Source organism: Leptospira jelokensis (assembly GCF_004769635.1).
Classification (GTDB): domain Bacteria; phylum Spirochaetota; class Leptospiria; order Leptospirales; family Leptospiraceae; genus Leptospira_A; species Leptospira_A jelokensis.
This window is the reverse complement of sequence record NZ_RQGH01000026.1, coordinates 408954-435285: the sequence shown is the minus strand read 5'-3', so window position 1 is coordinate 435285 and position 26332 is coordinate 408954. Positions and strand designations below refer to the sequence as shown.

Annotated in this window: 27 protein-coding genes; 15 read left to right on the top strand and 12 right to left on the bottom strand. The window is 38.0% G+C overall.

Going from position 1 to position 26332, the window contains the following annotated elements; genetic code table 11:
- Nucleotides 1–14 precede the first annotated feature (14 nt).
- Genes EHQ62_RS11970 through EHQ62_RS11955 form a run of 4 tightly spaced genes read left to right on the top strand, consistent with a single transcriptional unit; the run spans nucleotide 15 to nucleotide 2700 of the window.
- A complete protein-coding gene (locus EHQ62_RS11970) occupies nucleotides 15–446 on the top strand; it encodes a hypothetical protein (protein WP_135643081.1) in 432 nt (143 codons plus the stop codon).
- Nucleotides 447–457: 11 nt separating this feature from the next.
- Complete coding sequence (locus tag EHQ62_RS11965) at nucleotides 458–889, top strand: hypothetical protein (RefSeq protein ID WP_015677426.1); 432 nt, start codon at nucleotides 458–460, stop codon at nucleotides 887–889.
- A gap of 11 nt (nucleotides 890–900) precedes the next feature.
- Nucleotides 901–1392 carry a L,D-transpeptidase family protein gene (locus EHQ62_RS11960; RefSeq protein WP_135643079.1) on the top strand — a complete coding sequence of 164 codons (492 nt, stop codon included), beginning with the start codon at nucleotides 901–903 and terminating at the stop codon, nucleotides 1390–1392.
- Nucleotides 1393–1428: 36 nt separating this feature from the next.
- Entirely contained in the window at nucleotides 1429–2700 is a 1272-nt protein-coding gene (locus EHQ62_RS11955; RefSeq protein ID WP_135643077.1) for an SH3 domain-containing protein, read from the top strand.
- Nucleotides 2701–2743: 43 nt separating this feature from the next.
- Here the strand turns inward: EHQ62_RS11955 and EHQ62_RS11950 are convergent, their stop codons facing one another.
- The gene (locus tag EHQ62_RS11950) at nucleotides 2744–3376 is read right to left on the bottom strand and encodes a TetR/AcrR family transcriptional regulator (protein ID WP_135643075.1); all 633 of its coding nucleotides are present in this window, start codon (nucleotides 3374–3376) and stop codon (nucleotides 2744–2746) included.
- Between the two features lie 202 nt (nucleotides 3377–3578).
- Here EHQ62_RS11950 and EHQ62_RS11945 point away from each other — a divergent pair, with 202 nt between their 5' ends.
- Complete coding sequence (locus EHQ62_RS11945; protein ID WP_135643074.1) at nucleotides 3579–4346, top strand: SDR family NAD(P)-dependent oxidoreductase; 768 nt, start codon at nucleotides 3579–3581, stop codon at nucleotides 4344–4346.
- A gap of 93 nt (nucleotides 4347–4439) precedes the next feature.
- Here EHQ62_RS11945 and EHQ62_RS11940 read toward each other — a convergent pair whose 3' ends face one another.
- The 4 genes from EHQ62_RS11940 to EHQ62_RS11925 form a co-directional block, all read right to left on the bottom strand.
- Nucleotides 4440–5090, bottom strand: coding sequence for a CAP domain-containing protein (locus EHQ62_RS11940; protein WP_135643072.1), 651 nt, complete (start codon nucleotides 5088–5090; stop codon nucleotides 4440–4442).
- Between the two features lie 97 nt (nucleotides 5091–5187).
- Nucleotides 5188–5943, bottom strand: a complete 756-nt coding sequence (locus EHQ62_RS11935; protein WP_135643070.1) for a hypothetical protein — start codon at nucleotides 5941–5943, stop codon at nucleotides 5188–5190.
- Nucleotides 5944–6017: 74 nt separating this feature from the next.
- A complete protein-coding gene (locus tag EHQ62_RS11930) occupies nucleotides 6018–6485 on the bottom strand; it encodes an SRPBCC family protein (RefSeq protein ID WP_135643068.1) in 468 nt (155 codons plus the stop codon).
- Nucleotides 6472–6816: an ArsR/SmtB family transcription factor gene (locus EHQ62_RS11925; protein ID WP_135643066.1), complete on the bottom strand. Its 345-nt coding sequence runs from the start codon at nucleotides 6814–6816 to the stop codon at nucleotides 6472–6474. Before EHQ62_RS11925 ends, EHQ62_RS11930 begins: the two co-directional genes overlap by 14 nt.
- 308 nt (nucleotides 6817–7124) lie before the next feature.
- On the opposite strand from EHQ62_RS11925, the gene EHQ62_RS11920 reads away from it, so the two are divergent.
- Nucleotides 7125–7616, top strand: coding sequence for a DUF7738 domain-containing protein (locus tag EHQ62_RS11920; RefSeq protein ID WP_135643064.1), 492 nt, complete (start codon nucleotides 7125–7127; stop codon nucleotides 7614–7616).
- A gap of 738 nt (nucleotides 7617–8354) precedes the next feature.
- Here the strand turns inward: EHQ62_RS11920 and ligA are convergent.
- Both ligA and EHQ62_RS11905 read right to left on the bottom strand, forming a co-directional pair.
- Entirely contained in the window at nucleotides 8355–10370 is a 2016-nt protein-coding gene (gene ligA / locus EHQ62_RS11910; RefSeq protein WP_135643062.1) for an NAD-dependent DNA ligase LigA, read from the bottom strand.
- Complete coding sequence (locus tag EHQ62_RS11905) at nucleotides 10371–11384, bottom strand: M23 family metallopeptidase (protein WP_135643060.1); 1014 nt, start codon at nucleotides 11382–11384, stop codon at nucleotides 10371–10373.
- On the opposite strand from EHQ62_RS11905, the gene EHQ62_RS11900 reads away from it, so the two are divergent.
- Entirely contained in the window at nucleotides 11383–12120 is a 738-nt protein-coding gene (locus tag EHQ62_RS11900; protein ID WP_135643058.1) for a SanA/YdcF family protein, read from the top strand. The genes EHQ62_RS11905 and EHQ62_RS11900 overlap by 2 nt on opposite strands.
- Before the next feature lie 140 nt (nucleotides 12121–12260).
- The gene (locus tag EHQ62_RS11895; protein ID WP_135643056.1) at nucleotides 12261–12815 is read left to right on the top strand and encodes a YceI family protein; all 555 of its coding nucleotides are present in this window, start codon (nucleotides 12261–12263) and stop codon (nucleotides 12813–12815) included.
- Between the two features lie 51 nt (nucleotides 12816–12866).
- Here the strand turns inward: EHQ62_RS11895 and EHQ62_RS11890 are convergent, their stop codons facing one another.
- Entirely contained in the window at nucleotides 12867–13742 is an 876-nt protein-coding gene (locus EHQ62_RS11890) for a molecular chaperone DnaJ (RefSeq protein ID WP_135643054.1), read from the bottom strand.
- 78 nt (nucleotides 13743–13820) lie between these two features.
- Between EHQ62_RS11890 and EHQ62_RS11885 the strand changes: the two genes are divergently transcribed.
- Genes EHQ62_RS11885 through EHQ62_RS11870 form a run of 4 tightly spaced genes read left to right on the top strand, consistent with a single transcriptional unit; the run spans nucleotide 13821 to nucleotide 17816 of the window.
- Nucleotides 13821–15536, top strand: coding sequence for an acyl-CoA dehydrogenase family protein (locus EHQ62_RS11885; RefSeq protein WP_135643052.1), 1716 nt, complete (start codon nucleotides 13821–13823; stop codon nucleotides 15534–15536).
- Between the two features lie 2 nt (nucleotides 15537–15538).
- Nucleotides 15539–16447, top strand: coding sequence for an AEC family transporter (locus EHQ62_RS11880; RefSeq protein ID WP_135643050.1), 909 nt, complete (start codon nucleotides 15539–15541; stop codon nucleotides 16445–16447).
- Nucleotides 16444–17334: a DMT family transporter gene (locus tag EHQ62_RS11875; RefSeq protein WP_135643049.1), complete on the top strand. Its 891-nt coding sequence runs from the start codon at nucleotides 16444–16446 to the stop codon at nucleotides 17332–17334. Before EHQ62_RS11880 ends, EHQ62_RS11875 begins: the two co-directional genes overlap by 4 nt.
- Nucleotides 17335–17336: 2 nt before the next feature.
- Nucleotides 17337–17816 (top strand): DUF4442 domain-containing protein, encoded by a 480-nt coding sequence (locus EHQ62_RS11870; RefSeq protein ID WP_135643047.1) that lies wholly within the window; start codon nucleotides 17337–17339, stop codon nucleotides 17814–17816.
- A gap of 66 nt (nucleotides 17817–17882) precedes the next feature.
- On the opposite strand, the gene EHQ62_RS11865 is transcribed toward EHQ62_RS11870, so the two are convergent.
- Nucleotides 17883–20303, bottom strand: a complete 2421-nt coding sequence (locus tag EHQ62_RS11865; RefSeq protein ID WP_135643045.1) for a 1-acyl-sn-glycerol-3-phosphate acyltransferase — start codon at nucleotides 20301–20303, stop codon at nucleotides 17883–17885.
- 108 nt (nucleotides 20304–20411) lie between these two features.
- Between EHQ62_RS11865 and EHQ62_RS11860 the strand changes: the two genes are divergently transcribed.
- The 3 genes from EHQ62_RS11860 to EHQ62_RS11850 all read left to right on the top strand — a co-directional run bounded on the left by EHQ62_RS11860 (nucleotide 20412) and on the right by EHQ62_RS11850 (nucleotide 23305).
- Complete coding sequence (locus EHQ62_RS11860) at nucleotides 20412–21797, top strand: SLC13 family permease (RefSeq protein WP_135643747.1); 1386 nt, start codon at nucleotides 20412–20414, stop codon at nucleotides 21795–21797.
- 48 nt (nucleotides 21798–21845) lie between these two features.
- A complete protein-coding gene (locus EHQ62_RS11855) occupies nucleotides 21846–22418 on the top strand; it encodes a hypothetical protein (protein WP_208720672.1) in 573 nt (190 codons plus the stop codon).
- A gap of 65 nt (nucleotides 22419–22483) precedes the next feature.
- A complete protein-coding gene (locus tag EHQ62_RS11850; RefSeq protein ID WP_341866979.1) occupies nucleotides 22484–23305 on the top strand; it encodes a CAP domain-containing protein in 822 nt (273 codons plus the stop codon).
- Nucleotides 23306–23310: 5 nt separating this feature from the next.
- Here the strand turns inward: EHQ62_RS11850 and EHQ62_RS11845 are convergent, their stop codons facing one another.
- The 3 genes from EHQ62_RS11845 to pth are packed head-to-tail and all read right to left on the bottom strand — an operon-like array spanning nucleotide 23311 to nucleotide 26321.
- Nucleotides 23311–23778 carry an EVE domain-containing protein gene (locus tag EHQ62_RS11845; RefSeq protein WP_135643041.1) on the bottom strand — a complete coding sequence of 156 codons (468 nt, stop codon included), beginning with the start codon at nucleotides 23776–23778 and terminating at the stop codon, nucleotides 23311–23313.
- The gene (gene ftsH, locus EHQ62_RS11840; RefSeq protein ID WP_135643039.1) at nucleotides 23778–25730 is read right to left on the bottom strand and encodes an ATP-dependent zinc metalloprotease FtsH; all 1953 of its coding nucleotides are present in this window, start codon (nucleotides 25728–25730) and stop codon (nucleotides 23778–23780) included. Before ftsH ends, EHQ62_RS11845 begins: the two co-directional genes overlap by 1 nt.
- 27 nt (nucleotides 25731–25757) lie before the next feature.
- Nucleotides 25758–26321 (bottom strand): aminoacyl-tRNA hydrolase, encoded by a 564-nt coding sequence (gene pth / locus EHQ62_RS11835; protein WP_015676796.1) that lies wholly within the window; start codon nucleotides 26319–26321, stop codon nucleotides 25758–25760.
- Nucleotides 26322–26332 lie beyond the last annotated feature (11 nt).

The following is a 26332-nucleotide window of genomic DNA, read 5'->3' as shown; positions in this document are numbered from 1 at the left end:
AAGAGAATATTTTCATGAAACACGAATGGATTTGTCCAAGTTGCCAAACAAAAGTTAGTTTTTTGAAACTAATGTCCTATGTCCCACCCTTTACGATGAAGTGTAACAATTGTAAGGAAAGGATGCAGGTGGAAAAAAGTCCTGTCGTTAGTTTTGTTATTTTGTTCACCTATTTGATGTCGGTTTTGGTTTATTTTACTTTAGGGATAAGGGAGCAATTCCATTGGTTCCCAGGTTTTGACCCTTCCCTTGTTTCCGTAACCTTGGTCGTGATCATCGTCATCGTAACAGAAGGTATCATTTATTTTTTATACCAAACCTATAAAATACAGTTAGTCAAAGAGAACTCATTTCTTTCCAATCATTATCTTTGGACATTGATTGTACCGATCATGATTTTATTATTTTTCATGAAAGGTTGTCGTTTTTTTCCCGTATTACCATAGTTCGACTTTCTGTGCAAACTCCATTCAATATCTATTTTCATCCAAACGAATTAGAAGGTACTGCCTATATCGAATTTTTACCTGGTAATTACTTAGGCAAATGTTGGAATGAGAATTCGATTTTTCTGGATGAAAACACATTTTCTATTTTTGAAGATGTATTCGAAGAGATCATCGAAAGTTATGACCATTATGCATTCCAGGAACTTTCGGAATCAAAATTTGATGTTTTACTGCAATCTTTAGGAATACGATTGGAAGAAATCAGAAACGATTCCCTTTTTTCTAAATCAGGCAAAACACTTTCACTACCAGAAAAAGAGCTGATTCAAAAAGAGATACAATCAAACAAAGAAGGCGCAATTGAAGTTTTAGAAAGGTTTACATTATGGATTCAAGAGTTAAAAAAACAAAATATAGCTTTATCCATTTTAGGAATTTAAATACCAATTTTATGTTTCGAAATCCATTTATACCTTTACTCATGTTTTGTGTGCTTTGGGTTGGTAGCTTAGATGCAGACACCGACACTACCGTAAATGTGAAGAAATCAGAGAAAATTTTAACAGTAATCAAATCAGGCAAAACCATTTTAACAATTCCGATCTCCCTAGGTTTTGAACCAAAAGGTGCTAAAAACGAGGAAGGAGATGGAAAAACTCCCGAAGGCAAGTATACCATTGATTACCAAATTCCGGAATGGGCTTATTATAAAGCCTTACACATCTCTTATCCCAACAAATCTCAATTGGAAGAAGCAAAAAAGAGAAAGGTAAAGGTTGGGGGAGGGATTCTCATTCATGGAATGAAGAAACATTGGAATTGGTTTGGACACCTACATACCTATTTCAATTGGACCCATGGTTGTATCGCTGTGACAAATGAAGAGATGGATCGATTGTTCCAAATGGTTCCGATTGGATCAGTGATTATCATTGAACCGTAAACGAAACGTATCAAAGACTATAAAAAGGAAAACCAAATGAAGCAATGTGTAACAAAATCTGTGTTCGTATTGATCTTACTATCATTGTCCCTTACTAACTGTTTGTGGAAACAAATTGGGAATGGATATACAACAAAATCGAAAATTCAAGTGTATTCCAAACCAGATGACACGAGTTCAGTATTGTTTGAAATTCCCAAAAATGCAAACTTTGTGATTTTAGAAAAAATTTCAAAAAAAGACTTAAAACAATCAAACGATTGGTGGAAGATTAAAAAGGACAATCAAGTAGGTTACCTCAAAGACCAATCTCGTGATTCAAATCTGATTTTTTTAAGTGTGTTAAATCCTCACTTTGGGTTAGTTGCAGCGACTTCCTTATTTTTAAGAAGTGAACCCAATGTTGAAAGCAAAGCGATCGAAAAATTAAAAACAAAAGATATAGTTGAAATATTAGAAGAAAGCCATTCTCCCATTTCTGTAAATGGAAAACAGGGAAATTGGATGAAGGTAAAATCAAAATCGCAAAGTATCGGATATGTTTTTTCACCTTATATTGTGATCGGAGATACAGAAGAAATTTTAGCGACACTATCCGATTTTGAAACGAAAGAATCAGGATGGGTCTATGTAAAAAATAAACCAAGTTTTGTGCACCAACTCTATAACAGAAAACTCATCAAAATTAATAATGAGCAAGTAGAAGAAGATCAATTTTACTTTGTGAAATCAAGATATGTCACAAATGAAGGAAAGGTTTTTTTTCGAGTCTTAAAACAAAAATCAAGACAAGAGGATTGGTATTCAGATATTGAAACGACTGTAATAACCGATTGTTATTTACCTGCCGAATCTCTTGTATTATCAAATCAATATGCATCATTATATGCAAGGATACGTTTGTTTGAACCAACTGAGAAAAAAATCTTCGATTTTTTGAGCAAAGAAATAAGTTATGATATTGACCCTAATCAAACTTCGATTAAATCATTTCAGTCAAAAAAAGATCGATACTTCATTGTAACAACAACAGCAAGAGATGAAAATGATGAATGTATTGGTTGTTTTTTACCAGAACTTGAAAATATCGTATATGTATTAAAGGAAAAAGCCAATACTTTTGAAATTATTTTTTATGAGTCAGGCAGTAGAAGTGCCATCATTGATACCTATGCTATTTCACCAAAAATTATCATACGAACCAGCCCTCTGCCTGAGGGTGATGAAAGTCCGAGTAAGATTTACTCAAACGAATATGAATTTCGAGGTGAAAAGTTTGTCCTTATAAAATCGGAAACGACAGAATAAAAATTGTTTTTGGATCAAAGGTATTAACGAAAACTAATAACACCTAACCTGGATTTTTTAAAGCTGGCATCACTATTTGGTCGATGATTGCAATGAAAAGATTTTTATCAGGCGGTTTTCTTTCGATTAACGCACGATAGGTTGCCATTGAGTTTAACACTTTACAAACAAGTTCAATGTTTGCCTTTTTAGAAATTTCTCCTCGTTCCATGGCTCTTTGGATGAGGGTTCGGTTCACTTCTGTCCAAGGTCCAAAAATTTCAGTGATCCCCTTTTTTTCAATTTCTTCATCTAACCAAAATGTGCCAAGGCCTCCGAGGACTCTCAGTTTTGCATTGGATTCTTCCATTGAATGCGGTTTGAGCACTGACAGAAAATCATTTCGGAGTGAACCTGTGTCTGGAATTTTTTCAAGTTCTAATTGATTTCGATTCATCCAAACCAATGCATCTTTTACGAGTTTAACTTTCGAAGGCCAACGTCGGTAACAGGCTGCTTTTCCTGTTCCTACCTTCGCTGCAATCTGATCCATCGTCATTCCATCAAAACCTTCTTCCGCTAATATCTCAATGGTTGCATTTAAGATTGCTAGATCAAGGGAAGCGTCTCTTTTTCTGCCCATCACAGTTGGTTGTACGTTTTTTTTTGGAGGTAGGCCTTTCTTTTTTTTGTCCATTCGAATTTGATTATAACATACAAAATCATTTTGTAAGTAAAGGGAACTCCCTTTTTTGAAAATTTTCTAATTGACCGAAGAAAGCCAGATTTAAAATGTCCAATTACGAAACTGAATAGTTCCGAAACTATTTGGTTCCGTAAAAGTAGTGAACCAAATGGAGTTGGGACTTCAGACAAGATTCGATTAGGAGAAGGGAAATATGGATTTGGAGAAAAAAAGTATTGTTCTGATCACGGGAGCGAACCAAGGAATAGGGTTTCAGGTAGCCAAAGAATTAGCCAAGAATGGGAGAATCGTCCTCTTAGGTTCCCGAGATAAAAAACGGGGAGAAGAAGCGGCAAAGGAAATTGGAGATGAATGTGTCGCAATACAATTGGATGTAACGGATCGTCAATCGGTTCAAAATGCGAGTGAGTTTATCCGAAGTGAATATGGGCGCCTCGATGTATTGGTCAACAATGCGGGGATTTCCAATACGAGGATGCAAAAATTAGGATTATCCATGCATGAATATATGGCATCTACTCGAGCAAGTTTAGCTTCAATTGATGAAATGCGTGTTGTTTGGGATACGAATGTGTTTGGTGTCCTTGCAGTGTACCAAGCGATGTTGCCATTACTTCGGGAATCCAAAGAAGCTAGGATTGTGAATGTATCCAGTACATTAGGATCTCTCAACTTGAACTCAGACCCTAACTCAAGTTATAGTTCCTTTTATAATCCAGTGTATGCGGTATCAAAAACGGCACTGAATGGAATCACTCTGGCAATGATGTTGGAATTGAAAGACACACCGATCAAGGTAAATTTGGTATCACCCGGTTTTACAAAATCAGCTTTGACCAATTTTGAAGGGTATGAAAGCCTGGAGGATGGTGCAAGGGAAGTTGTGAGAGTTTGTTTGTATGGGCCAGAAGGACCTAGTGGAACTTTTACGACTTGGAATGATGTGTCTGTTCCTTGGTAGGAAATAACGAGAATCATAAAGGAAACTAACATCTAACATCGGGTGTTAGTTTCCAAAGAAAATCTATCAGGATTGATTTATAAAGATTCATTTTTATCGGATTGTGGCAAAAACATTGGTCCAGTAGTGCGAATAACTTGCGTTCGCATTGATGGTTTCGCGGGCCGTATAACCGATCCCTACATGAGTGTAATTGCAATTTTCCATATTTGTCCGGTGTCCAGAAGAATTCCACCACTGGTCAAACGTCCCTTCAGCACTCGATACACCTGCCGCAATATTTTCACCAGCTCCCACATCTAATCCTTCTGCTTTTACTCGGCTACTCGGTGTGGAACCGTCTTGTCCTGTGTGAGAAAAAAAATTGAACCTTACCATGTTGTCGTTGTGTTTTTGTGCGGCAAGGTTGAGTGCAGGGTGATTTCGTGTGGAACCAGAACAGTTTGATGCATTTAAAAACGTTCGAGTGGTGCCATTTGAGAGGGTATAAGATCCATTCCTTCTGTAGGATTCCAGAATATTGTAAAATTCTAAGGCTTTACCGGATAAAGTACCGGAAGGATTCCATGATATTGCCGCGATCGCAAGTAGGTTTATTTGGTTCTCTTCGATTTTCTTGATTTGGCTTTCACATTCTGATTTTAAAGTTAAGGTGTCCATCGGGCATTCTGCAAGATTTTGGATGCAACCGGATAATGCGAAAAGGAAAAGTAATGCCGTGATGAGGAATAAAAATGGCTTCATGTTTACAATGTAAAAAGCGGATATAGAAAAGTCACCTCACAATGTTTCTGAAACTGAAATTGTGAAATTTATTTCCTTCTCTTGAATGAGCAATTTGTCATTTGATATAAATAAAATATAAACCATTTTGTGATTTATCTCGATCATTGGGATCACTGATTTGAACAAGAATCGGGAATTTATTTTTACCATTTTTAGTAGAAAATATATGAGTATGTGCCCAATATCGGAATGGAAATCGCCAGATCGTTTTACGGGCGTTTGCTCGAAATTCAACGACTTGCTCGTTGATTTGAAACCGAAAGATTCCGATTCCAACAATTTGATTGGGTATTAGATTGATTAAAAAGGCATACGGACTCCAATCATTATCGAAATATTGTCCATAAAATTTTGAGAGGATCAAGTTTTCATTTTTATCCTTCCAATCAACGGTACCCCAATCATATTGGATCTTCCTATGGCTGGTAAAAACATAGGGTTCCTTTTCTTTTTTTAGAAATTTGATGACTGCATCTAATTTTTCTGGATCCATATTCTTTTTTTCGAATTGGTATTGTTCCAGATTCGCATATTCCCATTTTGGTTTTGAATCTGAATACTGCTCTTTGTAGCTTTGTATTCCTTTGATTAAATCTTCTTGCGTATATACCATTCTTTCCTCTCCACCAACAGTTTGGTAATGGCTGAATCGTATTTGTTCGGCGATTTTTATAATTTGAATGGATTGGTTATGGGATTTTTCATCGAGACGAGGAATATCACCTTGGTATTTCGATAACATACAATGAACAAAGAAAAATAAAATGATAGGGTATTGTCGATTCCATTTTGTTAATCTAACTTGATTCATGGGATGATACCCTACCTATTTTAGTTAGGTGATCAACTATATTCTGAATGTTTCAGAATATAGTTACAATTTTTCTATTTGATATGACCCGCAAGTGTCAAACCAGATTCCAAGTAGGTTTTGAGGTTGGACAGAACACTTGGCCAGCCAGCAGAAATTCCTTTGTACATTTGTGAATCTAGGTCTACGTGAGTGACAGCCAGACGAACCAGTCCATTCGCATAGGCTTCTATCTCAAAACTAACACGAGAATGTTTCGTGGGATCATTGATTTCCTCTGGCCTTGACCAGGAAATCACAAGTTTGTTAGGTGGATTCACTTCTAAAACTTGTCCTAAAAGATCCACCGTTTTTTCATCATCCATTCTTACATGTTTCCATTCAGATCCAACTTTCCATTCTGAAACATTGATATGGGATGGATTTTTTGACAATGGGTCCGACCAATATTTTTTTGTTATCTCTGGATTGGTGATGGCATCCCATACCTTTTCTGTTGTACTAAGAATGTAAGTCACATATACAAAGTTATGTGGTTCCATGATTGTCTCCTTCCAATTGCACTTTTAAATCGTGTAAAAAACCCAATCGATTTGCTTCAAATTTGCGTACCCATCGTTCATACACCTCGTAAATCGGAACAGGGTTGATGAAATGTAATTTTTCACGTCCTTTCCAAACAACCGATATGAGGTTGGCATTGATCAAAATCTCAATGTGTTGGGTTGCTGATTGCCTCTGCATCTCAAGTTCTTCACATAATTGGCTTAGCGTTTGTCCATTTTGAGAAAATAGGAGATCCAGAACTTTCCTTCGATTCGGGTCGGCCATGGCCTTAAATACTAGATCTGTTCCTTTTCCTTCTTTGGGCACGGAATTAAATATGCAGGTAAAAACCTGCATGTCAAGAAAGAAACACAGTCTCAACGGGAAAATGTTGCGGACCAGAGGAGAATTCGTTCGAAAGGGTGCTGGGATTAGGTGATAGGGTAGGTTGAAAATGACTCATCGTATCCATTGGTTTGGTGGGGAAAGGTAGAGTGTATCAATCACAGATGGCTTCGGATCATTTAAATACTACCAATCGAAACCGTATCTTTTAATACATAAACTTGAATATTCTTACTTGCTCGTTGAGGATTTAAAAATCAAATAGGAAGATAATAAGTTTAGGAATTTTAATGAATCAAAATAAATTACAATCTTTGGTGTTATCCGTCTTTTTAATTACAAATTTTTCTCTTTATCCCGTAACTCCAGAAACCATACATATCATCATCTCGGAAGACAAAATCATGTTATCGAATTGGGAAATACCTGAGGAGCTTACCTTAGATACTTTAGAGAGTAAGATCGGTAAACATGATAGAACCAACGACACGGAAGACAGTATAAAGTATATTTGGGATCATTTAGGGATCGTTGCAAAATTTAGCAAAAAATCAAAATTTTTAAATAAACTAACAGTTTTTTATGCAACAACTTTAAAGAATGAGGAACCAAAACAAAGTTTCAAAGGGAAAATGAACTTTTCTAGTTCGGATCCAAATCAAAAAGTAGAAGCTACCTATAAAGGTTGGATTTGCCGATTTAAACTTGGAAATAGAAGTTTATATGGTATCTGCAAAGGTGAAAATAGAAATTTAGAACAAATCGATATTCTTTCGAAATAAAATTCACTTTCAAATTATTACTATCATCTTAAAAATATGTCCCGATAAAATTTTACGGTGAATATTCCATAAATGATTGAATATACAAGGAATGATGTAATGAACCCATATAACAAAGCGTTGATGCAATTAAAAGCCAGGTAGAGGGAGTAACTTTCAGTTCGTTAGGATTGGCATCAAATATCCAAATCGATGCAATTTGTAAAGAATAGAAAATTAGGAAATAAAATAGAGAGAAAAGGTTTGCGATGAAGAGTAAGATTTTGAAAAAGAAGATTGAATTCAAAAGGTGCCTCTCTTGGACGATGATGATTTTTTGTAGTGTCATGAACAAGTATTCTGATCTTGTAAAACAGGATTTAAAGGATTAGAAACGCATTGTGCACGGAATGGATATAAAACTATATTTAGTGTGACGAATCCGATATACAAAGGGGAATCCAGAATGCAATTTTGAGCATGGAAGACAAAAGGTCGAAAGCGAGAGTATGTTTAACTTGAAATACTTAAATTTTACAAAACGAGTCTTTTAGCGGATAAGGATATTTATCTTGCAGATAATGTTGATTCCGATGGAACGACAACAGAACTTACCTATCAGATAAAAATAGGAAATGCAAGTGGAAGTATCATTTTTTTGATTCCAGATTCAGAACGTTTGATTGGGATTCCAATTTGCTTCAAAAATTAAAAATCAAAAATACAAAGAAGCGATATACCAATGTTTGCACTCCTCCGCTAACCAAACGTTATCCCTTCTTTTTTCAATAGGTCCAAAAACTCTGATTCGGAAACAAGTTTCACACCAAGTTCGGTGGCTTTCTCTAACTTCGAACCAGCTCCAGGGCCGTAGAGTAGGTGTGTTGTCTTTGACGAAACACCCGTTACTTTTTTTCCACCGTGTTTTGTGATAAGGTCCATGGCAAGGTCACGGGGTTGGAAGTTTTCAAAACTACCTGTGACACACCAACTTTGTCCAACAAATGGTTGTAAGTCGCTTTTTTCAGTTTCGTCAGCTTGGAATTTTAGTCCTAGTTTGATAAGAGAACTTACGAGTTTTAGTGTTTCTTTGTCTTTTAAATGGCCAAGTAAGGCTTCGATGGTCCGTGGGCCTATCCCATGGATGGCTTTCAAGTCTTCACTTGCCGTTTTGGATTTGGACAGGGTGAGGAGTTTTTCCCAAGAATCGAATCCATTTTCAATGAGAATTTCTGTTACTTTGGGACCCACTTCATTTAAGCCGATGGAGGGAAGTGTGAATCGAAAGTCTTTTTCTTTGGATTTTTGGATCGCATCAAAAATGATTTTGACAGATTTTTCTCCAAATCCATCTAACTCGAGTAAGGTTGGTTTGTACTTTTCTAATGTGTACAAATCAGGAATGTCCTTCACCCAACCTTTTTCAAAGAAAATTTGGATTTGTCTTTCCCCAAGGCCTTCAATGTTCATTTGTTTTTTACTGCAAAAGAAAATGAGTTGGTTTAATTTTCGTTCTGGGCAGTGTCTGTTTGTACAAAAAAGATCTACTGAATCATCAACTTTCGTCAATTTTGTGTTACACGATGGGCATTGGTTGGGTAAAACAAATATTGTTTTTGGAGGGACGGTAACTTTTTCCACTGCGGGAATGATTTCTCCACGTTTGGAGATCAGTACCTTTGCACCAATGCCAGCACCCAATTGGTTGATGTAGTCTTGGTTGTGTAAGGTGGCATAAGTGACAGTCGTTCCCGCAAGTGAGATGGGAGTAACTTTTGCTCGTGGTGTGACTTTTCCTGTGCGTCCAATGGCAAAATCTATTTCTTCGATTGTGGTTTCTTTCAGCAGGGCATCAAATTTAAAGGCTCTTGCCCAACGAGGGGAATGGCTTGTTTCTCCTAAATTTTCTCGTAAGTTTAAGGAATCCAATTTGATGACAAGTCCATCAACGGGGAATGGCATTTTGTCTTTTTTTTTGCGAAAGGATTCGATTTCTTTGGTTAACTTGTTTCCAGGTAGAATGATTGAATCAGGTGCCAGTGGGAACTTTTCTTTTTTTAATAAACTTAATATATCTTTATGGGTATTAATCCCTTTTCTAGAGCTTGAAAAATAAACGTCATACACAAATATTCTTAACGGACGTTTGGCGACTTCCATTGGGTCTTTTTGTTTAATAGAACCTGCGGCCAAATTCCTTGGATTGGCAAACTTTCCGCCATACTCTTCGTTGAATTCTTCAAAATCAGCGAAAGTCATAAAAATTTCACCTCGGACTGTGAGATTCAAAGGTTCCGATAGTGAATGTGGAATGGACGAAATGGTTTTTACGTTTTCTGTTACAATATCTCCGATTCCACCAGAACCTCTTGTCACACACTGGGTGAGCTTTCCATTTTCATAGTATAACAAGATTGAGGCGCCATCGATTTTCCATTCCAAAGAATAGTTTTCTTCGATCCCTGTTTTTTCTAACCATTCCGAAAGTTCGGTTTCGTTATATGTGTTCTCTAAGGATAATACAGGTACTTTGTGTTTGAATTTGCTAAATTGAGGGCTTAAGTCGGAGCCCACTTGTGATGTTGGAGAGGAAACGTCGGCAAGGTTTGGATTTTCTTTTTCGAGTTTTTGGAGTTCTTTTACGAGTAAATCAAATTCTTTGTCCGTGATGACTGGAGAGTTGTCTTTGTAATACAAATCATTATGGCGATTGATTTCTTTACGAAGTTCTAAGATTCGTTTTTTCGGATCATCTTCTTTTGTTTTTTTAGGCAACTAATAAACTCCAGCTTGCATGTACTGTTCGGGATCGGTTTTTCCTTCTTCCGAAATGAAAATTTCATAGTGTAAGTGAGGCCCTGTTACGTTTCCGGTGGCTCCTACTTCTGCAATTTGTTCACCAGCTTTTACTTCTTGCCCTGACCTTACATAAATTCTAGAGCAGTGACCGTATAACGTGCTAAAGCCGAAGTCATGTTGGATGATGACATGGTGTCCATACCCAACGTTGGAATAAGTAACTCGGACCACGCGACCTGGTGCGGATGCATAAATAGGTGTACCTGTAGCATTTGCCATATCCAATCCATCATGGTATTCCCAGTAACCAGTGGTAGGTGACTTTCGCATTCCAAATGGAGAAGTTAGGTTGTAAGAATACATTGGATTGAATAAAGGTGATCTTGATAGAATATCAGATCGTTGGTATAAAAATTGAAAGTTTGCTTCCACCAAACGTTGGTAATTGTCCATTCGGTGTTTTAGTTGTCTAAGTTCATAAATCTCACTTAAGTATTTACGGCCAACATCCAATTGTTTGTCTTCTTTTTCTTCCTTTTGGAGTGAGTCAATGGCAGATGATTCAATCCAATCTTCTGTTGGAATTTTTAGCAATTCTTCATCTTGTCCATCGATCAAAGTGAAAAGTTCCAACATGTTTTCGTTCAATTTAGAATACTCTTCTTTCATTTCTTCTAATTGGTTCGCATGTGTGATATAAGTATCAAAATAGGTTCCGTAGATTTTTGAAAGTTGGTTGATCTGAGTTTGTGTATTATTGGAGCGAACAATTCCAAAAATTGCTAAACTCAATAGACCTAAAGTAAGGCCTAAAAAAAATAGGATGGTAAAATGGGAAATTTGGAAGTGGAAAGAACTATCATACCCATGTGGGATGACTAGAATGGTCATCCGTTGGTGACCTTTTTCTTTCACCTTATCAATCTGTTTCTTGATTTTCGGATTGTCTTGTGAAAAAACAGACGTAATCTCTTTAATTTTTTTCTTCATGACGAACCACGATTCCTACATAAATAAGACGCTCCGATTCCTTTCCAGGGTCAAGTGGAAATCCCTGTTTCTGGGTTTCATCTTCTGTTTTGGTATCCTTTGTTTTGTCACATTGGCTTCCAATTTGGGATTTTGGATTGTCTACCGGAACTCACTTCATACGAATAACCCTTCGGAAATCCCTGAAGCAGAAGTAGCCATTGTGCCGGGAGCAGCTGTGTATGGAAAAACTCCTTCCCCCATCCTCATGGACCGTTTGGTCTGCGGTTTGGAACTGTACAAACAAGGCAAAGTGAAAAAAATCTTACTCTCTGGTGACAATGGCAAATCAGATTACAATGAACTCCGGCCAATGCTTGAGTACATGTTGTCCCAAGAAGTCAAACCAGATGATATCTTTGTCGACCATGCTGGTTTTCGTACATTGGATACTTTGATTCGGGCAAAAGAAGTATTTTTGGTGAACAAAGCAATTTTTGTAAGCCAATCGTTTTTTTTACCACGTGCCATGTATTTAGGAAAAGAACTGGAACTAGAGTTATACGGTTACGAATGCAATTTGCGAACCTATAAAAAGGAAACCTATTATTTGTTTCGAGAATTCTCTGCTAGGATGCTTGCTTGGTGGGACATCCAATGGGACACTCCACCAAAGTATTTAGGAAAACCATATCCCATTGAAGGGAGTGGGATGAGCACTTGGAAAGGTTCCATTCCTGTGACCATTCCAAAATAAAATGAAAACTTAATTTAGTCTAAAGACTGGAATCAATCGTTCCTTTTATTTTCCATTTTTGTAAACTTCCGTTCGTCGTATGTTCATATAAGTTTGTCTGATTGAATTGTGAATGGTTTAAGATAGGTAGGAATCGAATCATGTTGAAAAAAATACTGATCGTATTTGTGTTTGTTTGCAGTGGAATCCCGTTATTGGCGGTAGAAGTATCGCATAAACAAATCGAATTTTTTGTCGAACATACGGCTAAAAATGTAACTGGAGTTTGCAATGAAATGCAAATGGAAAATCCGAACATACAATTTGTTGCTGGCCAGTATCGTTTAACATCTCCTTTCGAAATCATAATCCCTATTTTAAAACTCACTTCCGGTGATTCTGGACGTGATTCCCATATCCACGAAATTTTAGGTTCACCAGAGTTCCAGGTGATACAAGTCAAAGTAGGATCTATCCAACAATCCAAAACAAATCTTCAAAAATATACCATCAAAGGAAAATTGACGATCCGCGGTAACAGTAAAGACTTTGTTTCCGATGCCAAGGTGAAAGTTTTGGATCTTGGTATGTTAGAAGTGGAGGGAAAATTGGTTGTCAGGTTTTCAGAATATAATTTGGAAAATCCAACATTACTTTTTATGAAAGCAAAAGATGAAATCTTAGTAAAATATCTATTTGAATTACGAATGAAATAATTAGGACGTTTTTATATTAAAATATAATAAGGACAAATGGAATAGAAGAATTTACGTCCCGATCAATTCCACCAAACGATTGTATTTTAGGATGATACGTTTTGTCATCTCTTCCCCTTTTTTATTGATGTCCGGATGGTATTTTTTCAAAAGCTCTTTGAATTTCTTTTTTACATCCGTAATATTGGCGCCTGGTTCCAAATCAAAAAAAGCAAGTAAGTCTTTTACTTCGTCTGAGACTGTTTGTACTAGTTTTTTCTTCTTTTTCTTTTTGGTCTCTCTAAATCTGCCATATAACTCATAGTAGGTGCGATCTCGGAATTCTCTAGTGATATCTCGGAAATTTAAGATTTTGGTGGGGATTAGGCTTTTTAGGTATTCGTATAAAAATTCTTCTGCTCCAAATTCAGGGTGGATTTCAAATTTTTCCAAAAATTGATGGATGGACCTTCTCACAAAAAAATCAATTTCAAATTTATCCATAAGATAAGAATCCACAGCATCATCAAAATCAATTGTGGCAGCTGTCAGTAGGAGGATTAACTCTTGGTCTAATTTATGGTTCGCGATCGTTTTTTGGATCAGAGATTTGTATGATTCTCGAAGTTCATATAACGGGCGTTCGCTAAAAAATATACCACCTTTTAAAAATTCTTCTGCAACTTCATCTAATTCTAAAATCCAAGCCAAAAAATCAACGAGAAGGTCACCATCAACCTCATGGAATCCCCCAGACAAAGTCATCTGTGGTTTGGCTGCCTTAAATTGGTAAACTTTGCGTAGGCACTCTTCTTTTCGAATTTCTATAAGTTCCGAGAGACGGTCATAGGAAAGAAACCATTGCATGGATTCGGAAACGTTTTGCAGTTCAAAAATGACATCATGCAAAATCTGTTTGGCCTTTTTTGTTTCCGTTTTTTGGACCATAATCTATCTCTTAAACCAATTTCAAATCGGGCCGACTTTTTTGCTAGTGAATCCTATTCCTTTTTTTGAACTGGAGATATGAGTCACCATATTTCTGAACATCCATCTTTACAACCGTTTGATATTTCCGAATACAAAGGCCTACGAGGTAAAAATTTCTACGATATGGATCCTGCCTTACAACGAATGGTGGATCGTTATTCGGCGGAATACGAACCAGCTCACAAACAAGCAATGGTCGATCACATCCGAAAGTATGGGGAACTTGTGGGAGGGATTTTGGATGAACTCACAGAAGAGTGTCATAAGGAAGGGAAATACGGCGAAGTTGTCAAATATGACCGCACTGGTAAACGTATTGATTTTATCAAATACTCAGAAGAACAAAAATTGGCACGAAAAATTTCTTATGATCATGGTGTGGTCAATTTAGACTTTCATCCTGAATGGAAATTTGATTTCACACATATCCATCGTTATGCGCTTACTTACTTGATGAATTTAAACGGCGAGGGGGGAGTTGCCTGTCCATTGGCCATGACAGATGGAATGATCCTTGCCTTAAAAAAAATTGGAACAGAAGAACAGAAGAATAAATATCTCCCTCTCGTTGCAGGAAAAGGCAGTGTTTCTCATTTTATGGCGGGCCAATATGTTACGGAACGTGTGGGCGGAAGTAATGTGTCAGCCAACAGAACCATTGCTAAAAAACTTCCAAACGGCAAATGGGAGTTAACCGGTGAAAAATGGTTTTGTTCGAACCCTGGAGATTTATGGGTAACCACGGCGAAGATGGAAGGAACAAATACGGTAGGAATGTTTTTAGTTCCAAGGATCAAAGAAAATGGTGAACTGAACGGCCACCACATCCTTCGCAAAAAAGACATCATTGGATCTCGTGGTAAAATTACAGTTGAGATCATTTATGACAAAGTGGAAGCGGAAGAATTTGGCCGGCCTGGTCATGGGCTTGTGAATTTAATTCGCTATATCATCAAAACGTCAAGGTTACATGTGGGCCTTGGTTCTTGTGGAAATGCAAGAAGGTCTGTGATGGAAGCATCAGAGTATGCAAAGTACAGAACAGCGTATGGGAAAAAAATCTTAGAATTTCCTTCTTTTGTGAAAACACTTGCGGAGATGCAAATTTTACAAACGGCAAATTGTTTTGCCAATTTCCGATCAGTTGCCCTTGCTGAGAGAGGTGATGAAGCTGCCGAAATCACAGTTCCACTTTTAAAATACAAATCTTCTTCTCAGGCAAGTTACATCACACAAAAAGCGATCCTTACGTTAGGTGGAAATGGGATCATCGGAGATTTTTCTCCCCTCCCAAGATTACACAATGATTCTATTATCAATGAAACTTGGGAAGGAACCCATTTGATCATCACAGACCATTGTTTGCATGCCTTACAAAAACCAAAAGTTTATACTGCTTTCCAAACATTATTGGATGAACTCACATCCGAAGTAAAAGGCATTTCTGAATTAGAAACTGTGTATTCTCTTTTCCAAACCAAACGAAAAGAATTGGAAACGTGTTTAAAAGAAGAATCCAAAGAATGGAAGGATATGAATCGAGTTTACATCGCCGATCTCACATACAATGTATTGGTGTTGGCAGAACTACTGGAACAAACTGTTCACGATATAAAGAAAAAACTACCAACCAAGTATTTGTATTTTGCAAAAGGTTATGCCGAAATGGTTCGAGATGGATTAGAAGCACCTAGACAAAAAGAGGGTGTGTTCTTTGATCCAAATGCACTTGCTACCTTTCTCTCGTTTTAGGTATGGAAAATTTTTTATTACTCGGAATCTGTTTTGGACTGGGGTTACTGTTTCGTAGGATCCCCCAGTTTCCAGAAAACACCCCAAAGGTTCTCAATGGATTTATCCTCTTTGTTTCATTGCCATCACTTGTTTTGTACCATGTGCATGAATTACAAATTACGGTTACTGCAATTATGCCAACTTCTATGCCATGGTTAGTGTTTGGATTTGCGATCCTATTTTTCTTTGTTTTTTATAAGCTAAAATTTATGTCGTTTCCAACTATGGTATGTTTGGCGTTAACCGCAGGTCTTGGCAATACATCATTTGTTGGGTTTCCTCTACTGGAAACCTACTTGGGGAAAGAGTCCCTTGGGTATGGTATCTTGTCAGACCAACTCGGAACCTTTATGGTATTGAGTTTTCCTGGGATCATTCTCGCGTCCATTGCCATGGATGGAAAATGGGATTTTTTGACTTTGGTGAAGCGAGTCCTTGGATTTGCACCCATTTATGCTTTGTTATTTGCCATCCTTACAAGGCAATGGGAGTATCCAAGTGCACTCAAAATCGTTTTATTGCGGTTAGGAGATACATTGACTCCGCTGGCTCTAGTTTCTGTTGGGTATATGTTGGATTTAAGGACAATTGCTGGTCACGGAAGGTATTTAATTTTGGGACTTGGATTCAAACTCGTTTTGGCACCAATCCTTGTGTATTTTGTTTATTCTCCTTTAAAAGATGAAACATTATTATTCCAAACAATTTTATTTGAATCCGCAATGGCACCTATGGTTACGTCCACAGTCATCACAATTGAAAAAAACATTTCACCTCATTTAGCAAGCCTTATGTTAGGAATTGGTATCCCAATCTCCTTTTTGACAACCTATTGTTTGAATTTGCTCATCAAAGGAAACTACATTTGAACATTAAATTTTTAATCCTCTTAATCTTGGCGATGGTCTCTTGGGGAATCTCGTGGCCAATTGCAAAAATGATCGCAGGTTTGGTGCCAGTGCCTGTCCTTGTGTTTTGGAGATTCCTTGCTACATTTCTCTCTGTAATCCCAATTTTGTATGGTTTGCGACTTCCCATCCGGTTGAATTCAGGAAAAGACTATTGGAGTGTTTTGGTAGGTGGTATCATTTATACCTTATACAACCAATTTTTCTTTTTAGGTTTGAAAAACGGATTACCTGGCGCAGGTGGAGTTCTTGTCACCACGCTCAATCCAATTGTCACATTCTTTATCGTTTTTCTAATCCAAAAAAAATCGATCTCCAAAAGACAAGTCCTCGGTCTTTTTTTCGGATTCATTGGTGGGCTTGTGATTCTGCAAGTTTGGAAAATTAGTATCGACTATCTTTTGTTATCTGGAAATCTATTCTTTTTACTTTGTTCGTTTGTTTGGGCAACCCTTTCTCTGAATAGCCAGAGAACTGGTAAATCCATGTCTCCTATCACCTATAGTTTTTATGTTTATGGAGTTGGATCTATTTTGGAACTTCTCTTTTGTTGGAATGATCCCAATTTTTGGAAGGTATGGGAATTTGGACCATCCTTTTGGTTTGCAATATTTTACCTCACGGTGATTTCTACCACATTTGGAACGACTGTTTATTTTTATGCGGCAACTAGGCTTGGTTCTGAAATTGCGAGTAGTTTTATTTTTATTGTTCCACTTTCCGCTTATTTAAGTAGTTATCTGATTTTAGATGAGGTCATTCAAGTTCCTGTCATTATCGGTGGCGCCTTGGCGATGTTAGCTGTGTACCTAATCAATTCCAAACATAAAAAGAAGGAACTAAAATAAGTATGAATCATATTTCTTGGAAAAAAAGATTCAAAATTTGGTTATATAATTTTTATCCACCTTACATTGGTGCAGGAATTCGTATCAAAAAAATAGCAAAGGATTTATCATTTTTCCAAGTAGAAATGAACCTTCGATTTTATAACAAAAACTATGTTGGTGTTCACTTTGGTGGATCTTTGTATTCGATGTGTGATCCATTTTTTATGTTAATCCTTTTGGAACAATTGGGATCTGATTTTATTGTTTGGGATAAAGTAGGATCCATGACCTTTGTTAAACCTGGAAAAGGTAAGGTGACGGCGACATTTGCGATTCCAGAATCTGAAATCCAAAGGATCAAAACAGAAGTGGAAACAAAACGAAAAGGGGAATATCACTTCACCACAAATGTATTTGATGAAGGAAATGATATCGTTGCCACGTTAGAGAAAACTATTTATATCCGCAAACGGGGAAGGCTTCCCGTTCAAAATGTATAAATTTTCTGAAGTTAAATCAAATTGATTTAACTCATATTATCCTTTGAACATTCTCTGCTATTTATATTAGTACTTTTTATCTTCGTCTTCAGGTATCATATTCGCATAGTATTGGAGTAAGGCATCGTTTTTCGAATGAATCATTCGATTGGCTTCTTCAATCATCTTACGTTTTTCTAAGATCTTTTTTCCTTTTTCCCAAATTTCTTCCGGATCCCTTGTCAGGTAATTGCCTTCATGGCGGGAAATAAAGTCCTCAACTAACATCGTACTTTGTGAGACTTCAATGGAATAATCATTTTCCACTAAAATTTTGGAAACAATTTGGTTTGGTAATAATTTATGATATTGTTTCCACCCTTTTGTGATTCGGTAACTCAGTTCGATTGTAGGGTCTTCTGTATGAGCATATTCTGATATTGGGATTGGATCACAAAATTCAACATAGACATTGGATCGTTTTGCTAAAAATCCTGCCATGCCCAATTCTTCTGGTACATTACAAAACTGATTGTCTTCCGGAACTGTTTCATAAGAAACCGAAATGGGTACAATGACTATCTCTGTTCCCGAACTTCGGAATGCATTCACTGCGGTTGTGAGTAGTCCTGTTTTCACTGGAACAATGGCACCCGTTCTTGATCTAGTACCTTCTGGATACACAAGAGAGGGAATCCCTTGTTCGAGCATCACTTGTGAATATAAAGTAAGGCATTCTAAATACAAACTGTTCCTTGTCCGCTCACGATCAACAGCATAGGCACCCAGAGATTTTAACATCCACTCCCAAAATGGATTAGACATTAAGTTGATACCGGCCGCATAACGGGGCACAGGCAAACCTAAATGGAAAAGAGAATAGGCAACCTCAACTGAATCCAAATGAGATCTATGTGTGGGTGCGTACAACAAATTGTATTTGGAAGAAAGTGCTTTGACCACTTCCGTTTTTCCCCCGACATGCGGGATCATCGAACCTTTTAAAAATCCACCTGAAAACAAACGAATTGGTGCCACAAATCGTAAAACCGATTCACGAACAGTAGGGCTGTAATTGTCGGCAATTTCATTTACATAAAATCGAACGAGTTCTTTGATCGAAGTGAGTTCCTCATCTTTTTGGCAATTCTGAAATCGTTGCCAAATTTCTACTTCCGATTCAAACTTTGTTTCTTCGAGTTTTTGTTTTTTTCGTTTAGCTTTGGTTAGGCGTTTTTGTGTAGATTCAATCACGGCAGAGGATTGTTTTTTCACACGGCTGATTGTTCCTGGCACATTGCTAATTTGTTTTAGAATTCGGTCGACGAGTAAGTTTTGAAAGTCAATCCCAGATGTTAAATTGAGACCAACTTTTTTCTGAACCACAAGGGGTATATTTTTGGCTTCGGTTTTTTTGCCACAGATAAGATCAATGAGTGCACCTGGTGGTTGTTTACGTGTTAAAACATCAAAGAGAGTTCGATGTAAGGTGAATGGAAGGCGAATTTCATTTGCAAGTTCGATGAGAATGCTTAGGGCGTAGGTTCCTTCTACGTTATCGTGCCATTTGGTAGATTCACGTTCGATAAAAGAACGAGGTGCAAAAAAGATTTCTATTCTATCTTTGATACTCAGTTTTTCGCCACCTGACAACAGTTCGCCTACGATCTTTTGGCCAAACCCTCTGTTTCTACTTTTGTTACTAGTTGCGGTTGTGATAAAATCTGCGAGACCAGACCTTCCCATAACCGTGTCAGGCCTTGCTCCATAACGCATGGCAAGGTCTCTTACCTCTTGGAAACCAACGGATAAAATTTCACCGAGTAAATTGGATCCATACCTTGGAAGTAAGGAAACAATCCCACTTGCAATCGCCATTGGATTTTTAGCAACACCCACGATTTCCATTCCAATCACATCATCAGTGATGGATGTATGCATAAAATGTGAGGAATACACTTCTGCTAAATAATCAGCTGTTGGTTTTTCGGTAGAACCGATATTAAAAAAACTAAACTTTTCTTCTAAAATTTCGCCGAGTAAAGAGGGTCCATTGACGACGGCAACAGATGCGTTATTAAAATTGCGTTCGATTAAATAATTTTGTAAGTATTGTGAGTAAGTGATAAAACCTGTTTTTTTACGATTTTTGGAATCCAAAATTCCCTTTGTCAAAAAGGAAAAAACATAATTATTAAAAGGTTCAAGGACCTCGATCAAACTATGCACACTATCCAAAAATGACCTTGAAGGCACTGCAACATGAAAGGCCCAATCATCCCTGCCAAAGGAATCCAAACTTGAGACAATTTCAATATGATCGGGAAGTTCGATGGTTTTTCCCATAATTTCTGTTTGGCGGCGTTTCTTTAGGAGTTCTACAAATTCTTTGTCAGGAATCCATAAGGTGATAGAATCATACTTTTCTGCCAGCATGGAAGCGATAATGATACCCATTGGGCCACTACCCAAAACTGCTTGTTTTAAGTCGTTATAGGATATTTGCATAAAAAATGAACATTTAGAAATTTCAGGAAAGTCTCATTGTATTTGTTTGCTTGAAACGAATTGAGTCTATCGAAAAAGTATCAGGTGAGTGTAAATCGTCAAGTCACAATGATTCGAGCAGGCCTTCTATTTTCAATACTTTCCATTTTTCCTGCAATCTTCGGATGGTACCAAAATTGGCTTGGACTCACCCCCGCCCAGGAAATCAATTTAGCAATTGCACTCCTTGTTTCCTTCCTATGGATCACAGAACTCATCCCACTCTATGTCACAGGATTTTTGGTTCTTTTTTTAGAACTCATTTGGTTAATTCCTGGTTGGGGTCCTGGAGCCCCAAAAACGATTACTTTTTTGTCTTGTTACTTTTCTGAGACCATCTTACTGTTCTTAGGTGGCTTTGTGATTTCCAGTGCCATTAGTTTTTACGGATTGGATTCCACTATTGCTTCATTTGTGATCAAAAAAACCAAAGGTTCAGCATATTTGCTAGTGCTTTCCTTAGGAATGGCCACAGCCTTCCTTTCTTGTTTTATGAATAACACTGCCACTGCCGCCATGATGCTCGGCCTCGTCTCTTCGATGATGAAATCCTTAGAGGAAGGAAGTCCCCTTCGCAAATCGATTTTATTTATGGTTCCGTTTTCAGCCAATTTGGGGGGAATTGGGACTCCTGTTGGAACACTCCCGAATGTGATTGGAATTGCCTATTTACAAGAAAAAGGCTTTCCGATTGGATTTTTAGAATGGATGGCATTTGCCTTTCCAGTGTTTCTCGTCTCTGTTTTTGCTTTGTCAGGAATATTGTACATAGTGTACCTTAAAAAAGAAAAAGGAAATTCTTCCCTTCACTTAATTGGAATCCAAGATTCCACAAACAGCTTTCCGAAAAACAAAAGAAACCTATCCATTTTTGTCATCCTCGTCACAATCCTCGGTTGGATCTCATCCGATTGGCATGGAATCTCAAATGGAACCGTTGCACTTTTTCCTGTGATCGTATTTTTTGGATTTTCCTTATTGGATTTAAAAGAGTTTCGCAATTTGTCTTGGGACGTCCTCATCCTTATGGGTGGTGGGATCGCACTTGGAAAAGCATTTGAAGAAACGGGTCTTGCCAAACACTTTGTCAGTCTCTTTCTGTTAGGTGAATCAAGTCAGCTTTCTTTGTTTTTGTTTTTTTCGATTTTGTCCCTTTTGCTTTCTTGTTTTTTAAGTAATACCAGTGTAGCCAATTTGATTTTGCCAATTACCATGGGGCTTCCCGGTGATCTTATTTTACCTGCCGCCATTGGTGCCACCATCGGTGCTTCCCTTGCCATGCCACTTCCAGTTTCGACTCCACCAAATGCTCTGGCCTTCAGTTACGGTGGGATACGAAGCATCGAAATGGTCAAAATTGGAGGTTCCATTTCCATTGTGGCCTGGATTGTATTTACTTTCCTCGGTGGCTTCCTTTTACACCATTTGCAAATTGTCGATTTTTCTCAGTTTTAAAAAAAAGGCTTTTCCTTCTTTTCTACATTGATAGCCTTCTCACGGACTATGATTCAATTTCGAAATTTTACAATTCTTGTTTTATGTTCCCTTATGTTTTTGCAATCTTGTTATAATTATATCAGTGAGGATGTGCCCATCGTTTCTCGTCCCACTCTCAAACAACAAATTCCACTGCTAACCATCCAAGTCTCTACACCCGAAAACAATCGAAACAAACGAGAGATCACAGCAATTTATACAAAGTACCTAACTGAAACAGGTTATTTTGGTCGAGTGTTGTCAGATGGAGTGCGTGCCACACACCACATCGATTTGTATACAAGTGAAGTGAACGAATATGAACACTTTTGGGTATCTTCCATCTCTACTATTTTTATGATTGGAACTGCTGGATTATTACCATCCATTTATTCTAAAGAAAGAGTCCTTCAAGCTGATTTTTATTTAAATGATAAGTGGATTGGTCGTGAAAAATACAGACAAAAACATTCCACTTTATTTGGAATTCCGTTTATGTTCATTTGGGAATCTGGAATCAAAGAAGCGAAAACCATACAGTACAACAAAGAACGAAATCTCATTCACAATGTTGTGCAAGATTACAACCGGTATTTATAGGAGATCATATGAATTTTCAAACCAAAGAAAACCAAATCCAAGATAGGAATCAAAACCTTTTGGAAATGCAAGGTACGTTAAGAAACATTCTTTTGGCATTTGCAGTTTTATCTTTATTCACGTTTACACTCTGCAAAACCCCAGAAGTCAAAAAAACTCCTGTGGTCGTTGTTGAAGAACCTAAAAAAGTGGAACAAGTTGTCGAAAAACAAGAACCTAAGTTGGCTTTTTTAGAAAGTATCGAAGATGGAAGGGAACTTCCCGATTCTGATAAATGGAAAGTGGAACAATACGATGCATTTAACGAAGAAACTTTCCCAACCTATGGTCCCGCAAATGCGACGATTGATTTTAATAAAGTTGATTACCCTTTGTTAAATGCGGCTATTTTTTATGTTACATCCAAAGAAAGAAAACAGTTGGGAATGCGACCTTTTAAGTATTCCGAACGATGTGAACAAGCCGCGTTTGGTCATGCACAAGATATGGTTACCTACGATTTTTATTCGCATAACAGCACTGTGAATGGAAAAGAAACTCTTAAGGATCGATTGGATCTCGTAGGAATCTCGGAAACCTATTCGGCAGAAAACATCATCAATGCTTTTGGAATCCAATACCAAAGTGGAAGGCCTGTTTTTACACCTGTCCAGAATGGTGGTCCATTTTTTAGTTATACCAAAGCGGGAACACCGATTCCAAACCATACCTATTTAAGTTTGGCAAAAGCTGTTGTAGAAGTTTGGTTCAATTCACCCGGGCACAGAAAAAACATTCTAAACCCTGAATTCAATTATATGGGAGCAGGTGCTTACTTTTATAAAGACAAAAAGTTTTTTGATGTCGATAAGGTAAAGGCTGTGCAGGTATTTACAGCAAAACCGTAATCAGTTTATGGAATCTTAACACCCGCTAGTTTTGTTACGATTTCAAATTCTTTTTTGGTGACCGGTTGGATCGATAGTCTCGATCCTTTTTGTGTCACCACCATCTTTTCCAATCCTTTTGTTTTTTTTAAAAGGTCAAGGGAAATCATTTCAAGAAACTTCGTGTGAGGTTTGAGATGCACACCAAACCATCTTGGTTCTGTGCCCTTTAATTTTGGATCAAAGTATTTGTGATTGGGATCAAATTGGTAGGGGTCAGGGCTCGCTTCTTTTGCTACTTCGGCAATGCCTACAACACCTGGTGGTTCCAAACGACTATGGTAAAAAAGAACTAAGTCACCTAACTTTACTTCGTCCCGTAAGTAATTGCGTGCTTGGTAATTTCTGACACCTTCCCAATACGAGAGTTTTTCTCGTATTAGGTCGTCTATGGAAAATACGTCTGGTTCTGTTTTAAAGAGCCAATACTTCATTAAGCCGAATAAGCTGGTTTTGTAGCGGAAGTGCCTTTTCCTTTTTTAGAACCAACTCCTGGTTTGTTATCCGAAAATTTATCAAACGTAGGTTGGACAATGTCCATGAGTTCCTGTGCATCGATGGTTTCTTTTGCAAGAAGGGCTTTCGCAATCGCATCCAATTTCTTTTGGTTTTTCTTCACCAAATCACGACCTTTGTCGAGGCAAGTTTGGATGATACGTTTCACTTCCTGGTCAATCATCGCAGCAAATTCTTCCGAGTAAGGTTTACTCGCGTGACCATAGTCCCTGCCCATAAATGGAGAAGACTCACCGGATCCGTAGTGGATGGTTCCGAGTTTTTCCGACATCCCCCATTCACAAACCATACGGCGAGCGATGTTTGTTGCTTGTTGGATGTCATTGGAAGATCCATTCGATGGATCACCAAAGATGAGTTCTTCGGCGATGTATCCACCCATCGACATCACAATCCGATCCAAACAATAGTTTTTACGATAGGAATGTCTGTCTTCCACTGGGAGGGATTGTGTGAGCCCGAGGGCTCGCCCACGAGGAATGATGGTTACTTTATGAACTGGTTCGGTATACGGAAGTAAGGTGCCAAGCAGTGCGTGCCCTGCTTCATGGTAAGCTGTCATCTCTTTCTCCTTCTCAGAGATGAACATCGACTTACGTTCTGGTCCCATCATCACTTTATCACGAGCTTCTTCCAATTCTTCTTGGGTGACTCGTTTTTTGTTACGACGTGCCGCAAGTAGGGCTGCTTCGTTGATGAGGTTGGCAAGATCAGCTCCTGTAAAACCAGGAGTTCCGCGTGCAATGGAGTTAAGAGAAATATCAGAAACCAAAGGAACTTTTTTCGCGTGAACAGCTAAAATCTCTTCACGGCCTTTTAAGTCAGGAAGGTCGACGATCACTTGTCTGTCAAAACGGCCAGGGCGAAGGAGGGCCGGGTCAAGGACATCAGCACGGTTTGTTGCCGCCATGACAATGACACCTTCGTTCATTTCAAACCCGTCCATCTCGACTAACATCTGATTGAGGGTTTGTTCCCTTTCGTCATGCCCACCACCAAGTCCTGCACCACGGAGGCGTCCCACTGCATCAATCTCATCAATGAAGATGATACAAGGAGCATTCTTTTTCCCTTGGTCAAAAAGATCACGGACACGAGATGCTCCCACACCCACAAACATCTCTACGAAGTCAGAGCCAGAGATGGAAAAAAATGGAACCCCTGCTTCACCAGCAACTGCCTTCGCAAGTAAGGTTTTACCAGTTCCTGGAGGACCAACAAGAAGAACTCCTTTCGGAATCCTTGCCCCAATGGCTTGGAATTTTTTTGGGTCTTTTAAAAATTCGATGATCTCAAGTAGTTCTACTTTTGCTTCTTCACAACCTGCCACGTCGTTAAACGTAACTTTTACTTTAGGGTCTACATTCATCTTGGCACGAGACTTACCAAAGGTAAATGCCTTGTTGCCCGAAGCTTGGAGTTGGCGCATCATGATAAACCAGATGATACCAAGGATGAATAACCAAGGGATGATGCCTGAAACCACACTCCAAAATTTATTTTCTTCCGTGGATTTTGCTGTAAAACTAAGGCGTGACTTACGAAGTTTCGTCACCAAATCATCGTTCACTTGTGCGACATTGGTTTTGAATGGTTTTGGTTTGTTGTCCTTACTATTTTCAGGGATGTACCAACCTTCGATGAGTTCTTTATCGATGATGATTTGTTGTTTCGTAGAAATGTCTTTTCCATCTTTGGAAGTGATTTTCCCAATGGGTTTTTTTCCCTCAATGGGTTCGACCATATTCAAAAAATCGGAGTAACTGATTTCGTCGGGTTTACCGGCAAAGTCTTGGCCCTTATAAACCGTTGCCAAAATGACAAGGAATACGAGTAAAAATAGGAATACGGTTTTGATGTTTTTATTCATGTAAGACTTCCGATGATTAGACTGAAATCAAAGGTGATATTTCTGAATCACTTCGTCAATATCCCCCATGGATATGGAACGAATCGCCGCTTCGGCGTCATTGATGATCTGTATCAAACTCAGGTTCTCTAATGGCTCAAAATCTTCACGTAAAAAATCTTCTCTTTTTTTCGGATTGTAGCTGGAATTGAGAATTCCGATCCGGATCCGGATGAAGTTGGGGGAACGTAATGAGACAGAAATCGAGTTTACACCTTGGTTTGTGTCATTTTCCCCACCTTTTGTGACGACGATTTGGCCAAGTTCCAGTCCCACATCTTCGTGGATGACAACGATGTCTTTGACTTGGATTTTGAGAAAGGAGGCAATGTAGAGGACTGACTCACCAGAGAGTTCGCTGAAGGTCTGCGGTTTGAGTAAAACCACTTCATCACCTTCAAAGTCACCTCGTCCAATGAGCGATTTTTTCTTTTTAGTTTTGATTTCGATGCCAATGTTATTGGCAATGACATCGAGAATCTTAAAACCAATGTTAGATCGATTGTTGTTATATCTATCGCCAGGATTTCCTAGCCCTACAATTAACTTCATTGGTTCTTAAA